Source organism: Shinella sp. R2-11 (assembly GCF_055330205.1).
The window spans coordinates 177,052-190,207 of sequence record NZ_JBVAPC010000001.1; the positions used below are offsets into that span (position 1 = coordinate 177,052).

Genomic DNA, 13,156 nt, shown 5'->3' on the forward strand with positions numbered 1-13,156 from the left:
AATGTCAAAATGACACAATCGCGCGGTTCATCGCGGCAGCTCCGCTCAACCCTGGACTTTCAGAGCGTCAGGGCCTTGAGGTCCGCGGCGGGATCTTCGAGCGCCGCCCTGTCCGGCGTGCGGCCCATCTCGATGAGCTTCTTGCCGACGACATAGGCCTTCGCATCGTTGACGGCGTCGACCGCGATCAGCCTGCCGTCGCGGAAGTACCAGATGGAGACGCTGCCCTCGCGCTGGCCCGGCCGCACGAAGGTATCGTCGAAGCCCATGCAGAAGCCGGCGATCTGCAGCTTCACATCGTACTGGTCGGACCAGAACCACGGCTTCGGCACATAGGGCGCATCGCCGCCGGCGATGACGGCTGCGGCGGCCTCCGCCTGATCGACGGCGTTCTGAACGGATTCCAGCCGCACGCGATTGCCTTCGAAGGGAAGGACGGCGCAGTCGCCCATGGCGAAGATCGCGGGATCGGAAGTGCGGGCATGGGCATCGACGACGATGCCGTTCGCGACCTCCAGCCCGGCATCGCGGGCGAGCCGATCGTTGGCCGCCACGCCGATGCCGGCGATCACCACGTCCACCGGCAGAACGAAGCCGTCGGTCAGTTCCGCGCCGGTGACGCGGCCGTTTTCGCCGAGAAGGCGGACGAGGCCGGTCTTCTCGCGCACATCGACACCGCGGGCCGTATGGATCGCCTTGAGGATCGTCGCCGTCGCGGGCGATGCCACGCGGGCGAGGATGCGGTCGGCCATCTCGATGACGGTGACATGCAGCCCCCTGCCCCGCGCGACCGCCGCCGCCTCGAGGCCGATATAGCCGCCGCCGACGACGAGCGCCCGGCGGCCTTCCTGCATTTCGAGGCCGAGGCGGTCGGCATCGCGATAGTCGCGCACGGTGAAGACGCCGTCGAGGTCGCCGCCGATCTCGGCCGGCAGGCGGCGGGGCGTCGCGCCGGTGGCGAGCGCCAGGAATTCATAATCAAGCGTCGAGCCGTCGCTGAGCGTCACGCGCTTCGACGCGCGGTCGATGGCGGTGACCTCCGTCGACAGGCGAAGGTCGACGCCGTTGTCCGGGTACCAGCTTTCCGGGCGGAACATCAGGCGCGAGAGGTCTGCCTCGCCGAGCAGGTATTTCTTGGAAAGCGGGGGGCGCTGGTAGGGGTGGCTCGCCTCGGCGGCGACGATGGTGATCGGCCGCTCGTCCTTCAATGCGCGCAATTTGGCAACCAGGGCAAATGCGGCCTGGCCGCCGCCCGCTACAACCAGTCTTCCCGTCACGATATTTCCGTCCGTCCTTGTTTTCACCGAGACGTAACCCGCCCGGCCACGCGGCGTCAACGTGCCGCTACCGTGCTCGGGCGGGTCGCGCCGGCATCAGGGCTTCGCGGGAATTTCCAGGCCCTTCTGCGCCGCCGGGCGGGCAAGGCAGCGCTCCAGCCAGGCCATGACGGCGGGGAAGCCCGCATAATCCAGCACCTCGCGCCCGCCATAGAAGACATCCGCGCCCCGCACCCACGGGAAGGTGGCGATATCGGCGATGGTGTATTCGTCGCCCATGATCCATTGCCGGTCCTTCAGGCGCTCTTCCAGCACGGACAAAAGGCGCTTCGATTCGTCCCGGTAGCGCTCCATCGGATAGGTATTGTTGGCGACCTTGTCGGCGGCGAACTTGTAGAAATGGCCGAACTGGCCGAACATCGGCCCGATACCGCCCATCTGGAACATCACCCAGCACAGGGTCTCGTATCGCGCGGCGGGATCTGCGGGAATGAGCTTTCCGGTCTTCTCCGCGAGATAGACGAGGATCGCGCCGGATTCGAAGAGGCCGATCGGCTTGCCGTCCGGCCCGTCCGGATCGATGATCGCGGGAATGCGGCCGTTCGGGTTGAGCGACACGAATTCCGGCGACTTCTGCTCGTTGCCGCCGAAATCGACGCGGTGCGGCTCATAGGCAAGGCCGAGCTCTTCCAGCGCGATCGACACCTTCACTCCATTCGGCGTCGGCAGCGAATAGAGCTGGATGATATCGGGATTCCTGGCTGGCCATTTTTTCGTGATGGGAAAGGACGACAGGTCGGACATGGGAACTCCTTGCGGGTGGGAGTTCATAGATAGGGCAGGTCGCCGGGCGATGTCAGGGTGGCGTGGCGGGAAATTTCTGAAGGATGCGGATGCTGCCCCTCATCCGGCCTGCCGGCCACCTTCTCTCCGCAAGCCGGGCGAAGGAGACGGGCCGGACCGATTTGCCGTCCCTCGACGTGTTTCCGTCACGCCCTGTCGGGACGGGAAGGAAAACGGTGCGGCATACCCCTTCTCCCCGCTTGCGGGGAGAAGGTCGCGGCAGCGGGATGAGGGGCAAATCCCGTCCTACAGCGCCCCGCGCACCCGCTCGATGATCTCCGCCACAACAGCATCGCCCTCGTGCTCCGGCTTGCGCGCACGCACGAGGCAGGCTTCCGATTTGAGGATCACGCCGTCGGAGAGTATCTTCAGGTGATTGGCGACAAGCGTCGAGCCGGTCGAGGTGATGTCGACGATGATGTCGGCCGAGCCGGAGGCCGGCGCGCCTTCCGTGGCGCCGAGGCTTTCGACGATGCGGTAGAGCTGGATGCCATGGTTGCCGGAGAAGAACTGCTGCGTCAGCCGCCAGTATTTCGTGGCGATGGTCAGGCGCCGGCCGTGGCGGGCGCGGAAATCCGTGGCGACGTCGCCGAGATCGGCCATGGTGTCGACGTCGAGCCAGATCTCCGGCACGGCGACCACGACATCGGCATGGCCGAAGCCGAGGCGGGCGCAGAACTCGACGCGGGCATCGGCCTCCGCCAGTCCCTCGCGCACGAGGTCCTCGCCGGTCACGCCGAAATCGACGGTGCCGTTGGCGATCTCGCGGGAGATCTCGGAGGCGGAGAGGAAGGCGATCTCGATATCGTCGCGACCCTCGACGCGGCCGCGATAGGAGCGGTCGTTGCCGACGGCGGCGACGGTGAAGCCGGCGCGGGCGAGGACGGCGGAGCTGTCCTCCTTCATGCGGCCCTTGGAGGGAAGACCGATGGTGATGGTCATGCGGCGGCCCCCCCGGCGCTTGCGATACGGTCGAGCCAGAGCGAGAAGCCGACGGCCGGGATGCGCTCCTTCGCGCCGAGCAGCGTCAGCAGCCGGTCGAACCGGCCGCCGCCGACGAGCACCGATGTCTCGCCGGCCGGCGTGATCTCGAAGACGAGGCCGGTATAATAATCGAGCGGACGGCCGAAGGCGGCGCGGTAGGTGATCGTCGCCGGATCGACGCCTGCCGCGCGCAGCGCCGTAACGCGGGCGTCGAAGCGCTCCAGCGCCGCGCCGAGCGAAAGGCGGGCCTTGTCCGCGAAGGCGGCGAGCGCCTGCGGGGCCTCGGCAAGGCTCAGCTCCAGCGCCAGGAATTCCTTGAGCAGCGCCAGCGTGCGGCTGTCGAGCCGCGTGCTCGCCAGCTCGCGCTTCTCGCGCAGGCGGCGGGCGATGTCGGCGGGGCCGCGGCTGGCATTGGTGGAATAGCCGGTCGCCTCCATCGTCGCATCGATATGAGCGATCAGCTTTGCCTCGTCGTCGAGGATGCCGAGGCGGGCAAGGCGCTCGACCTCCGGGCCGAAGACGCCGGACGGGGCGGGATCGGACAGGTCGGCGATCAGCTTCTGCAATTGCGCCGGATTGCCGAAGGCGTGGATGAGGCGCTTCTGCCAGCCCGCCGGCAGGCCGCAGGCGGCGACGACCGCCTCGAATATCGCCTGGTCACCGAGCGTCACGGAGAGCGCCATGCCGGGAAGCCGGTTGCCGATGACATGGAGTGCATCGCGCACGATGCGCGCATCAGCACGGGCGATATCCGGCTCGCCGAGGTCTTCGATGCCGGCCTGGTAGAATTCGTTCGCGCCGTCGCGGCGCTGGCGGAAGACCTCGCCGAGATAGGAATAGCGCCGCGGCGTGCCCGTCGCCGTCTCGATGTGGCGAAGGCAGACGGGAATGGTGAATTCGGGACGCAGGCACAGGCTCTTGCCGGTCTCGCTCTCGGTCATGAAGATGCGGCGGCGCAAATCCTCGCCCGCCATGTCGAGGAAGGGTTCGGCCGGCTGGATGACCGGCGTGTCGACGCGCTGCGTGCCGAGCCCTTCGAGGTCGGCGACGAGATCGGGCGCGAAGGCGGGAAGGTTCGTCAGGGGCATGGGAAGCGCTCCGGGCGCGGGGCGGCAAGTCCCCCATTGCCTGCCGGCATCTCCCCCACGAGGGGGGAGAAAGATAAAGGCTTGCTCACCGTCTCAAATCGAATTCGTAGGGTGCGGCACGGTAAGCCCCTCCCCCTTGCGGGGAGGGGTTGGGGAGGGGTCTTCCACACGCCCGTCACCCCCGCCGCGCCCGGTCTTCGGCCTGCGCGTCGAGGATTTCGCGGACCTTCGCGACCAGCTCGGCCTCCGGCACGGAAACCTGCGCGACGCGCGCCTCGCGCCAGGCGATGTTGTCCTCGATCTCGCCGGAAAGGCGCTTGCCCTCGATCAGGTCCTTGATCTGCACGAGGCCTTCCGCGCGCTCGTCGCCGCCCTGGATGATGGCGACCGGCGCGCCGCGGCGGTCGGCATATTTGAGCTGGTTGCCGAACTTCTTCCAGTTGCCCTGGTACATCTCGGCGCGGATGCCGGCCGCGCGCAGGTCCTGCGTGAAGCGCTGGTAGCGGCCCATGCTCTCGATGTCGCCGTCCATGACGGTGACGAGGACGGGCGCGACCACCTCGTCCTGGCCGAGCTTGCCGAGGTTCTTCAGCGCCGTCATCAGGCGGGAGACGCCGATGGAAAAGCCCGTCGCCGGCACCGGCTGGCCCATGAAGCGGGAGACGAGGCCGTCATAGCGGCCGCCACCGCCGACCGAGCCGAAGACGACCTTCTCGCCCTTCTCATTGGTGACGGCGAACTGCAATTCGGCCTCGAAGACGGGGCCGGTGTAATATTCGAGGCCGCGCACGACCGACGGGTCGATCTTGATGCGATCCGGGCCGTAGCCGGCCGAGGTGACGAGATGGCCGATCTGGTTCAGCTCGTCGACGCCTTCGGCACCCTTCGCGGTGCCCTCGACGAGTTTGGCAAGGTCCGCCGCGCTTTCCGCATAGTCCTTGATGCCGACGAAGAAGAGCACCTTGTCGATCTGCCCCACATCGAGGCCGGCGCCCTTGGTGAAGTCGCCGGATTCGTCCTTGCGGCCTTCACCGAGCAGGAGCCTGACGCCTTCCGGGCCGAACTTGTCGAGCTTGTCGATGGCGCGCAGCACGGTGAGGCGCTGGCCGACCTTGTCCTCGCCGCCGAGGCCGATCGCCTCCAGCACGCCGTCGAGGACCTTGCGGTTGTTGACGCGGATGACGTAGTCGCCGCGGGCGATGCCGAGCGCTTCCATCGTGTCCGACATCATCATGCACATCTCGGCATCGGCCTGCACGCCGGCCGCGCCGACCGTGTCGGCATCGAACTGCATGAACTGGCGGAAGCGGCCCGGACCCGGCTTCTCGTTGCGGAAGACGTAGCCCGCGCGATAGGTGCGGTAGGGAAGCTGGATCTCGTTGAAATTCTCCGCGACATGGCGGGCGAGCGGCGCCGTCAGGTCGTAGCGAAGGCTCATCCACTGGTCGTCGTCGTCCTGCAGCGAGAAGACGCCCTCGTTCGGACGGTCGCTGTCGGGCAGGAACTTGCCGAGCGCGTCGGTATATTCGAAGAGCGGCGTTTCGACCGGGTCGAAGCCGTAATGCTCGTAGACCTCGCGGATCTTCGCCGTCATCTCGTTTACGGCGCGGATGTCCGCGGCGTCACGGTCGACGAAGCCGCGCGGCAGGCGGGCTTTCAGCTTCTGGGGCTTTTTCTGCTTTTCGCTCATCGGGATACCCGAAATTCCGTATTTCCGTTGCGGTTTCCCTAGCGGATTGAAGGGGCAGCGGCAAGGGCGCAGGTGCGCGCAGCAGGGCAGGAGGGGCATCCTTATACGCACCCCTTTTCTTTTGCGCGGCGTGCGCCTATCTCTCCTGCCATGAGACAGGTCCTCTTCGTCCTCGCCATTCTGGGCGCCGTGCTTTCCGGCTGGGTGCCTGCGGTCGCCGCGACGATGACGGCCGCGCAGCCGGCCGGCATGCACGCCATGCACCACATGGCCGGCGAGAATGGCGGCGGCGAGCACGGCAAGACGAAACCTTCCGCGCATCCTGTCGCCTGTTCGGCCTGTTTCGCCATCGAGGCCGCCCGGCTGGAGCCGATCGGCCGCAGCCTCGACATTTCGAGCCGCGTTTCCGCCGCCACGCCGCAACTGGCCGGCCTTGCGCTTCCCCCGCTCGATCCCCCTCCCCGGTCCTGACGACGCCTGATTGCGTTCCGGGGTGCCCGCGCCCCGGCCATCAACCGTATTCAGAACTGGAAATCCTCATGAACGCAAAGAACATGCTTCTCGGCGCGGCCCTCGCGCTCACCTTCACCATGCCCGCAATCGCCCAGGATGCCGCCGATCATTCCGGCCATCAGGGCATGACGATGGGCGAGACCACAGGCGACCAGAGCGCCTCCACCAAGGCCTTCGTCGACGCCAATGCGAAGATGCACAAGGGCATGGAGATCGAATTCACCGGCAATGCCGATGTCGATTTCGTGCGCGGGATGATCGCCCACCACCAGGGCGCCATCGACATGGCCAAGGTCGAGCTGGAGCACGGCAAGGACCCGGCCATCCGCAAGCTCGCGGAAGACATCGTCAGCGCCCAGGAGGGTGAGATCAAGATGATGGAAGAGTGGCTGGCCAAGAACGCCAAGTAAGCCAATAGGGAGGCCCGCCGCAAGGCGGGCCTTTTCCGCAAAGGCAGTCGTGGACCTTCGGGGCAGGCCGGGATGAGGCCGGAAGGCGCGGACCGCCCTGCGGCACGGCATGCGGAGCCGCCCGAGGGCGCCCGTTCCGTCCTGCGCGCCCATCGTCGCGCCTGGCCCGAAGGCCCACGCCGCATGGCGTGACCGCCATGCAAGCCCTTCAAACAGATCGTCCGCCGGTCTTGGCCGTTACTTGCCCGCCGGCTGCCGCTGGGCGGACGCCTCGACCAGCGAGGCCGCGATGACGCGGGCCATCATGAGGCTGGTTTCCCGGATGTCGGTGTTGCTGCCGCTGCGTGCGGAGCGGATGAGACGAAAGCCCTCGCGGAGCATGATCTCCTGCGCCTTGTCGCAGGCCCATAGCTCAAGTCGAGAATCATCGAATGCAGGTGCGTTTGGCGACATGTTTCCCCTCATGCCAAATCATTCAGCACAAAGCGGCGCGCCACGACTACGCACGTGCGAATCGACCCAGAACTTCCGATGTATGATTGTGCCGCTCAACCTTAAGCTACATGATTCGTTGTAAAATCAAATAGCGTTTTGCCAAAGCAATACGGGATTTATGGCCGTTCGAGCAGATTTCTCTTCTTTTCGACTTCCGCGCGGCAGAAGCAGCCTTCCACATGGTCGTTCACGAGGCCCATCGCCTGCATGAAGGCATAAACGGTCGTCGGGCCGACGAAGGTCCAGCCGCGCTTCTTGAGGTCTTTCGAAAGGCGAACCGAGGTCGGCGACGTCGGATTGGCGGAAAGCGTTTCCCAGTCCATGCGGGCCGGGCGCTCCTCCGGCTTGGGCTCGAAGCCCCAGAAGTAGCGGGCGAGCGTGCCGAACTCGTCGCGCAGCGCCTGCGCCCGGCGGGCATTGTTGATGGTCGAGACGATCTTGCCGCGATGGCGCACGATGCCGGCATCGGCAAGGCAGCGCGCGATATCCGCATCGTCGAAGGTCGCGACCCTGTCGAAATCGAAGCCGGCGAAGGCGGCGCGGAAGCCTTCCCGCTTGCGCAGGATGGTGAGCCAGGAAAGGCCCGACTGGAAACCTTCGAGGCAGATCTTCTCGAACAGGCGGTGGTCGCTGGTGACCGGATGGCCCCACTCCTCGTCGTGATAGCGGCGGTAATCCTCGAGCCCGCCATGCCATGCGCAGCGCGTCCGCCCGTCCTCGCCCACCACCAGCCCGCGTTCCGTCATCGCCGTCTCCGTTTCCTGTTTGTTCACGTTTACCACTTATCAACCACATTTGGAAAGCGGGCAATAACCCTACTCAAAGCTTTATCCGCCTCCTGCAATGCGAATGAACCGGCGTTTACCATTCGCTTCATCCAAGGGTGCAAGCATTTCCGCGAACCGGCGCCATTTCTTTCTTCCGGCGCATCCCGGCGACGATCAGTAGCGAGTACGTCCGATGTTGATACGAGTCCTTCTTGCAGCCACCATCCTGGCCACCACGACCAACGCCTATGCGGGCGACCGCTACACGAGCCGGCCGCCGGTCATCGTCAGCCCCGACCTTGCCGCCCCGTGGCTGATGCAGCTCACCGGCGAGGGCGTGCAGCCCGCCGTCAACAGCCGCCGCATCGTCCAGCGCCAGCGGGTGGAGCAGCGTCGCGTCATCCGGCGCGACGGCGCCCGCGTCGAGCAGGTCGCCGTGACGAGCCGCGCGCAGAACCCGGTCCGCTCGAAGATCGACCCGATGTACCTGCCGCAGCTCGTTTCCTACGACAGCAAGTACAAGGCCGGCACGATCGTCATCGATACCAACAACCGCTTCCTCTATCTCGTGCTCGGCGACGGCAAGGCGCGGCGCTATGGCGTCGGCGTCGGCAAGCCGGGCTTCGAATGGGCCGGCGCGCATACGATCACCCGCAAGGCCGAATGGCCGAGCTGGACCCCGCCGAAGGAGATGATCCAGCGCGAGGCCGCCAAGGGCCATTACCTGCCGGCCTTCATGGAAGGCGGGCCGGCGAACCCGCTCGGCTCGCGCGCCATGTATCTCGGCTCCACGCTCTACCGCATCCACGGCACCAACGCGCCCTGGACGATCGGCTACGGCGTCTCCTCCGGCTGCATCCGCATGCGCAACGAGGATGTCGTCGATCTCTACGAACGGGTGAACGTCGGCACCAAGGTCATCGTGATCTGAAGGCCCGCCTTCCAGCAATCCTCGCGCATGAAGAACATCTCCGGCTGCTCCCGCGGCCGGAGATGTCTGCTTTTCCGGCAACAGATGCCGAAGAAATCCGCCCTCGCAACCGTCTTACTGCCGGCAAGCCGGCTTGCAATCGGTCAAGACTCTCGGCTAGCCTCGCGATATTCAAGGAGTGAGAGGGACTATACCATGCGGAAATACGCATCGATCTTGCTGGCGGCGACGGTTGCTGCCACGGCGATGATGCCGGTCACGCCGGCAGGCGCCTTCCCGGGCGCGCAACCGGGCGACCGGATCGGGCCGGCGTCGACCGTGACGCTCGTCGCGCAGCCCATGAGCAAGAAGCAGGTGGCGCAGAAATACAAGCGCACCAAGGTGCGGTTCGTCACCGACCAGGCGCCGGGCACCGTCATCGTCGATACGAACAACAAGTATCTCTACTACGTCGAGGGCAGGAACCGCGCGACGCGCTACGGCATCGGCGTCGGCCGCGACGGCTTCGGCTGGTCGGGCGTGGTGAAGGTCGGCCGCAAGGCCGAATGGCCCACTTGGACGCCGCCGGCCGAGATGCGCCGCCGCGAGGCCAAGAAGGGCCGCATCCTGCCCGCCGTCCAGCAGGGCGGCGAGGACAACCCGCTCGGCGCCCGCGCTCTCTACCTCTACCAGGGCGGCCGCGACACGATCTTCCGCATCCACGGCACGAACCAGCCCTGGACGATCGGCCAGAACATGTCCTCGGGCTGTATCCGCATGATGAACCAGGACGTGGAGCACCTCTACGCCCGCGCCGACATCGGCACCAAGGTCATCGTGGTCGGCCCCGGCAACAAGCAGGGCGCGATCCAGTACAACGACCGCGGCATCGACTTCCTCGGCACGCTGTTCGGCTTCGGCGGCTGATCCCCGCCGACCGTTGAAGGCAGATGACGATGCCGGCCTTCAGGCCGGCATTTTTCATGTCCAGGACCAAGAGTGAGGCCGGCCTTTCCCCGCCATAGGCTCAGTTAATCGGCATGGCTTTCCTACGCCAGGATAGAGCACGCCATGAGATCAGCGCACACAACCGCCATCTGACCACGAGAATCCCGAAGGCATCTATCGGTCCTGAACGAGATATGCGCGCTTTGAGATCGCCCGATGATATATCCATGCCACCAGAACCAAAGCGGCGGTTCCGGCAAGGATCGGCTGCAGCAGGAAGGACCATCCGGCCCCGGTCAGGATGACGACGAGCGGATCGCCGCCGGCCGGCGGGTGGAGCGTTCCGGTGAACTGCATCAGGGCGATCGCAAGCCCGACGCCGATGCCCATGGCAAAGACGCTATTGCCGATGAAGGTCAGGACCAGCAGGCCAATCAACGCGGAAATCACATGGCCGCCGATGACGTTGCGAGGGCGAGCGAGCGGACTTTGCGGCAAGGCGAACAAAAGCACGCAACTCGCGCCGAACGGCGCGATCAACAACAGTTGGCCGAGGCTTTCGGTCAGCGCGGCAAGCAACCAGATGGCTCCGGCGCCGCCGAGACCCGACACGAGCGCCGGAAAGGCATTCTTCCGGACATAGAGGACAAGCGCATCCGCCGCCGAGACTGGGCGGGCAACATCGGCATTCGAGGACATGAGATTTCGCTCCCGACAAAGACGGCCCGCGCGAGACCATTCGCGCGGGCCGGATCGGTTAGTTGTTCTTCTTGAACTTGGCGGCTTCTTCCGAACCGCCCGTCGCATTGCCCTTCGAATAGGAATGCGCGCCGACGCCGGCGAGAGCTCCGCCCTGCACGATCAGATATTCGTTGCGGATCGGCCGCCCCTCGAAGAAGCATTCGAGGATTTCACGCGTGCCGGCGGCATAGCGAGCCTGCGCCGAGAGGGAGGTGCCCGAGATATGCGGCGTCATGGCGTTGTTCGGGGCCGTCCGCCAGGGATGATCCTTGGGAGCCGGCTGCGGGAACCAGACATCGCCGCCATAACCGGCCAGTTGACCGCTTTCCAGGGCCCGCGCGACGGCGTCCCGGTCGCAGAGCTTGCCGCGTGCGGTGTTGACGAGATAGGCACCGCGCTTGAAGAGCTTCAGTGTCTCCTCGTTGATCATGTTCTCCGTCTCGGGATGGAGCGGGCAATTCAGCGTCACGATATCGCAGGCGGGATACATCTCCTCCCGCGTCTCGTGCCAGGTCAGGCCGAGCTCCAGTTCGACCTCGCGCGGCAGACGGTGACGGTCGGTATAGTGGAGATGCATGCCGAACGGCTTCAGGCGGCGCAGCACCGCAAGGCCGATGCGGCCGGCGGCCACCGTGCCGACATGCATGCCTTCGATATCGTAGGAGCGGGCGACGCAGTCGGCGATGTTCCAGCCGCCGTTCACCGCCCATTCGTGCGACGGCGTATAGTTGCGCACGAGGTTGAGGGCGGTCATGACCACATGCTCGGCCACGCTGATGGAGTTGCAGAACGTTACCTCGGCGACGGTGATGCCGCGGTCGATGGCGGCCTGCAGGTCGACATGGTCGGAGCCGATGCCGGCCGTGAGCGCCAGCTTCAGGTTCGGCGCCTTGGCGATGCGTTCGGCCGTCAGATAGGCGGGCCAGAAGGGCTGGGAGATCACGACATCCGCGTCGGCCAGCTCCTTTTCGAACCGGGAATCCGGTCCGTCCTTGTCGGAGGTCACGACGAAGGTGTGACCGTTCGATTCCAGATAGTTTCGCAGGCCGAGCTCTCCGGAAACACAGCCCAGCAGGCTTCCCGGAACGAAGTCGATCGCCTTGGGTGTCGGCAGGGTCTGGCCGTCGGCGTAGCGCTCGATGACCGGCAGGGAATCGCGCGCATAGCCGGTCGGGTAGCCGTCGATGGGATCGTCGTAGAGGACGCACACTACTTTGGCCATGACATTTCCTTTCTGATCTTGAGACAACCGGATACCCTTCCGCGCACATGCAGCGCGCAGGTTCACAGGCCTGTTAAGGCCGGGCGCACCGGCCGGTGGCCGGAGAGTTTCGGGGCTTTCTTCCTGGATGCCTCGGGTTAAGCGAACTGTCTTTCGAGACAAATCCATCTTGCACACCCGCCGGTGTGGCATCCAATGGATGTTTTTTAAGGATTCATAGGCGGCTTCAATGAAGCTGCATTGCAGCAATAGATGAGATCAATGCAGCCCGGATGTCCCGGAAGCGTTGGGCCGCCGGTGTCGGTCCGGTCGTTGACGTGGCAACGGACCGGAACGGTCAGCCGGTAATGCCCGCAAGGCTTCCCACGAGTTCCGCGACCGACCGGTCCTGTCCGCGGCCGCGCCGGCACAAGCCGGCAATGATGCCCGCGATATCGGCGTCGCTCTTGTCCTGGCTGAATTTTGCGATGCAATCGAAGCTCTCTATGCGCACGCGGTAGCCGAGGATGTGGCTTCGAAGACCGGTGAAGAAATCGGGGTCGATCTCGGAAATCCGCCAGCCGTTTTCCCCCTCGGCCTGGCCGACCAGATCGGCGAGATGCGCTGCAAGCTCCACATCGGAAAGAACGGCAAGATGTCCGCGCATCGTCAGCGTCAGATAATCCCATGTCGGCGCCGTCCGGCTCCGGTCGGCATTACTGTTGGGAAACCGCCCCATGTACCAGGCCGGAGAGACATGCGCCGATGGCCCTTGCACGTCCAGCGTCACCGGTATGCCTTCGCCGAGATCAGCCAGGGCGGGATTGATTTTGGCAAGGTGGAATTCGACCGCCTCAAACCCCTCCCTGCCTCCGGCCGCTTTCGACAGGACGAGCGGTGCGTGGGCGACGACCGGCCATTCGGGGCCATTGGCAACGATCGCAGCGAACGGCCAGCGCATGATAACGCGAGCGATCACCGCCGGATCATCCAGTCTGAACTCCTGATAATGCGCCGTCATGCCATGCTTCCCTGCAATGCGGTGATCTCGATCATGTCGGTGCGTGCGAGCTTTTCCGGTTGACAAGCCCGGGCAAATCGCCGCTTCGATGGATCGTTGTATTCTTTAAAATATAGCGATGACAATGCTTCGACCTTTCGAAATCATCCTTTCCCAGGGCAGGATAGGCGATCGCACCGATGGGGCGATACCGGGCGCGGCGGCACTTGCCCGCGCGCTCTCCGACGCCTGCGGGCTGCCGGAAAGAACGCTCGGAACACCCGAGCCG

14 protein-coding genes are annotated in these 13,156 nt (G+C 65.3%); 4 read left to right on the forward strand and 10 right to left on the reverse strand.

Features of this window, described 5'->3' with window-relative positions; all coding sequences use genetic code 11:
* Positions 1-59: 59 nt before the first annotated feature.
* The 5 genes from ACZ1A1_RS00880 to hisS form a co-directional block, all read right to left on the reverse strand.
* A complete protein-coding gene (locus ACZ1A1_RS00880) occupies positions 60-1,277 on the reverse strand; it encodes an NAD(P)/FAD-dependent oxidoreductase (protein WP_463618357.1) in 1,218 nt (405 codons plus the stop codon).
* Between the two features lie 96 nt (positions 1,278-1,373).
* Positions 1,374-2,081 carry a glutathione binding-like protein gene (locus ACZ1A1_RS00885; protein ID WP_463618358.1) on the reverse strand — a complete coding sequence of 236 codons (708 nt, stop codon included), beginning with the start codon at positions 2,079-2,081 and terminating at the stop codon, positions 1,374-1,376.
* A 285-nt stretch (positions 2,082-2,366) separates the two neighbouring features.
* A complete protein-coding gene (hisG, locus tag ACZ1A1_RS00890) occupies positions 2,367-3,062 on the reverse strand; it encodes an ATP phosphoribosyltransferase (protein WP_313192167.1) in 696 nt (231 codons plus the stop codon).
* Complete coding sequence (locus ACZ1A1_RS00895) at positions 3,059-4,192, reverse strand: ATP phosphoribosyltransferase regulatory subunit (RefSeq protein ID WP_463618359.1); 1,134 nt, start codon at positions 4,190-4,192, stop codon at positions 3,059-3,061. The genes hisG and ACZ1A1_RS00895 overlap by 4 nt, the downstream gene beginning before the upstream one ends.
* Positions 4,193-4,367: 175 nt before the next feature.
* On the reverse strand, positions 4,368-5,882 hold the full coding sequence (hisS, locus tag ACZ1A1_RS00900) for a histidine--tRNA ligase (RefSeq protein WP_463618360.1): 1,515 nt from the start codon (positions 5,880-5,882) through the stop codon (positions 4,368-4,370).
* 150 nt (positions 5,883-6,032) lie between these two features.
* On the opposite strand from hisS, the gene ACZ1A1_RS00905 reads away from it, so the two are divergent.
* A complete protein-coding gene (locus ACZ1A1_RS00905; protein ID WP_463618361.1) occupies positions 6,033-6,353 on the forward strand; it encodes a hypothetical protein in 321 nt (106 codons plus the stop codon).
* A gap of 68 nt (positions 6,354-6,421) precedes the next feature.
* Positions 6,422-6,805 carry a CopM family metallochaperone gene (gene copM / locus ACZ1A1_RS00910; protein WP_463618362.1) on the forward strand — a complete coding sequence of 128 codons (384 nt, stop codon included), beginning with the start codon at positions 6,422-6,424 and terminating at the stop codon, positions 6,803-6,805.
* Positions 6,806-7,042: 237 nt separating this feature from the next.
* Here copM and ACZ1A1_RS00915 read toward each other — a convergent pair whose 3' ends face one another.
* Both ACZ1A1_RS00915 and ACZ1A1_RS00920 read right to left on the reverse strand, forming a co-directional pair.
* Complete coding sequence (locus ACZ1A1_RS00915) at positions 7,043-7,258, reverse strand: hypothetical protein (protein WP_463618363.1); 216 nt, start codon at positions 7,256-7,258, stop codon at positions 7,043-7,045.
* Positions 7,259-7,416: 158 nt separating this feature from the next.
* Positions 7,417-8,046 (reverse strand): DNA-3-methyladenine glycosylase I, encoded by a 630-nt coding sequence (locus ACZ1A1_RS00920; RefSeq protein WP_415212181.1) that lies wholly within the window; start codon positions 8,044-8,046, stop codon positions 7,417-7,419.
* Positions 8,047-8,260: 214 nt separating this feature from the next.
* Between ACZ1A1_RS00920 and ACZ1A1_RS00925 the strand changes: the two genes are divergently transcribed.
* Both ACZ1A1_RS00925 and ACZ1A1_RS00930 read left to right on the forward strand, forming a co-directional pair.
* Positions 8,261-8,998 (forward strand): L,D-transpeptidase, encoded by a 738-nt coding sequence (locus tag ACZ1A1_RS00925; RefSeq protein ID WP_463618364.1) that lies wholly within the window; start codon positions 8,261-8,263, stop codon positions 8,996-8,998.
* 195 nt (positions 8,999-9,193) lie between these two features.
* A complete protein-coding gene (locus tag ACZ1A1_RS00930) occupies positions 9,194-9,904 on the forward strand; it encodes a L,D-transpeptidase (RefSeq protein ID WP_463618365.1) in 711 nt (236 codons plus the stop codon).
* A gap of 195 nt (positions 9,905-10,099) precedes the next feature.
* On the opposite strand, the gene ACZ1A1_RS00935 is transcribed toward ACZ1A1_RS00930, so the two are convergent.
* The 3 genes from ACZ1A1_RS00935 to ACZ1A1_RS00945 form a co-directional block, all read right to left on the reverse strand.
* Entirely contained in the window at positions 10,100-10,624 is a 525-nt protein-coding gene (locus ACZ1A1_RS00935; RefSeq protein ID WP_463618366.1) for an HPP family protein, read from the reverse strand.
* 58 nt (positions 10,625-10,682) lie between these two features.
* Entirely contained in the window at positions 10,683-11,888 is a 1,206-nt protein-coding gene (locus tag ACZ1A1_RS00940; RefSeq protein ID WP_463618367.1) for an NAD-dependent formate dehydrogenase, read from the reverse strand.
* A gap of 337 nt (positions 11,889-12,225) precedes the next feature.
* A complete protein-coding gene (locus ACZ1A1_RS00945; protein WP_463618368.1) occupies positions 12,226-12,888 on the reverse strand; it encodes an FMN-binding negative transcriptional regulator in 663 nt (220 codons plus the stop codon).
* Positions 12,889-13,156: the final 268 nt, after the last annotated feature.

Excerpts from the sequence above, each read along its gene's own strand:
- hisS (WP_463618360.1), bottom strand. The coding sequence starts at position 5,882 with ATGAGCGAAAAGCAGAAAAAGCCCCAGAAGCTGAAAGCCCGCCTGCCG.
- ACZ1A1_RS00905 (WP_463618361.1), top strand. The coding sequence starts at position 6,033 with ATGAGACAGGTCCTCTTCGTCCTCGCCATTCTGGGCGCCGTGCTTTCC.
- ACZ1A1_RS00895 (WP_463618359.1), bottom strand. The coding sequence starts at position 4,192 with ATGCCCCTGACGAACCTTCCCGCCTTCGCGCCCGATCTCGTCGCCGAC.
- copM (WP_463618362.1), top strand. The coding sequence starts at position 6,422 with ATGAACGCAAAGAACATGCTTCTCGGCGCGGCCCTCGCGCTCACCTTC.
- ACZ1A1_RS00935 (WP_463618366.1), bottom strand. The coding sequence starts at position 10,624 with ATGTCCTCGAATGCCGATGTTGCCCGCCCAGTCTCGGCGGCGGATGCG.
- ACZ1A1_RS00940 (WP_463618367.1), bottom strand. The coding sequence starts at position 11,888 with ATGGCCAAAGTAGTGTGCGTCCTCTACGACGATCCCATCGACGGCTAC.
- ACZ1A1_RS00885 (WP_463618358.1), bottom strand. The coding sequence starts at position 2,081 with ATGTCCGACCTGTCGTCCTTTCCCATCACGAAAAAATGGCCAGCCAGG.
- ACZ1A1_RS00925 (WP_463618364.1), top strand. The coding sequence starts at position 8,261 with ATGTTGATACGAGTCCTTCTTGCAGCCACCATCCTGGCCACCACGACC.
- hisG (WP_313192167.1), bottom strand. The coding sequence starts at position 3,062 with ATGACCATCACCATCGGTCTTCCCTCCAAGGGCCGCATGAAGGAGGAC.
- ACZ1A1_RS00945 (WP_463618368.1), bottom strand. The coding sequence starts at position 12,888 with ATGACGGCGCATTATCAGGAGTTCAGACTGGATGATCCGGCGGTGATC.
- ACZ1A1_RS00915 (WP_463618363.1), bottom strand. The coding sequence starts at position 7,258 with ATGTCGCCAAACGCACCTGCATTCGATGATTCTCGACTTGAGCTATGG.
- ACZ1A1_RS00930 (WP_463618365.1), top strand. The coding sequence starts at position 9,194 with ATGCGGAAATACGCATCGATCTTGCTGGCGGCGACGGTTGCTGCCACG.
- ACZ1A1_RS00920 (WP_415212181.1), bottom strand. The coding sequence starts at position 8,046 with ATGACGGAACGCGGGCTGGTGGTGGGCGAGGACGGGCGGACGCGCTGC.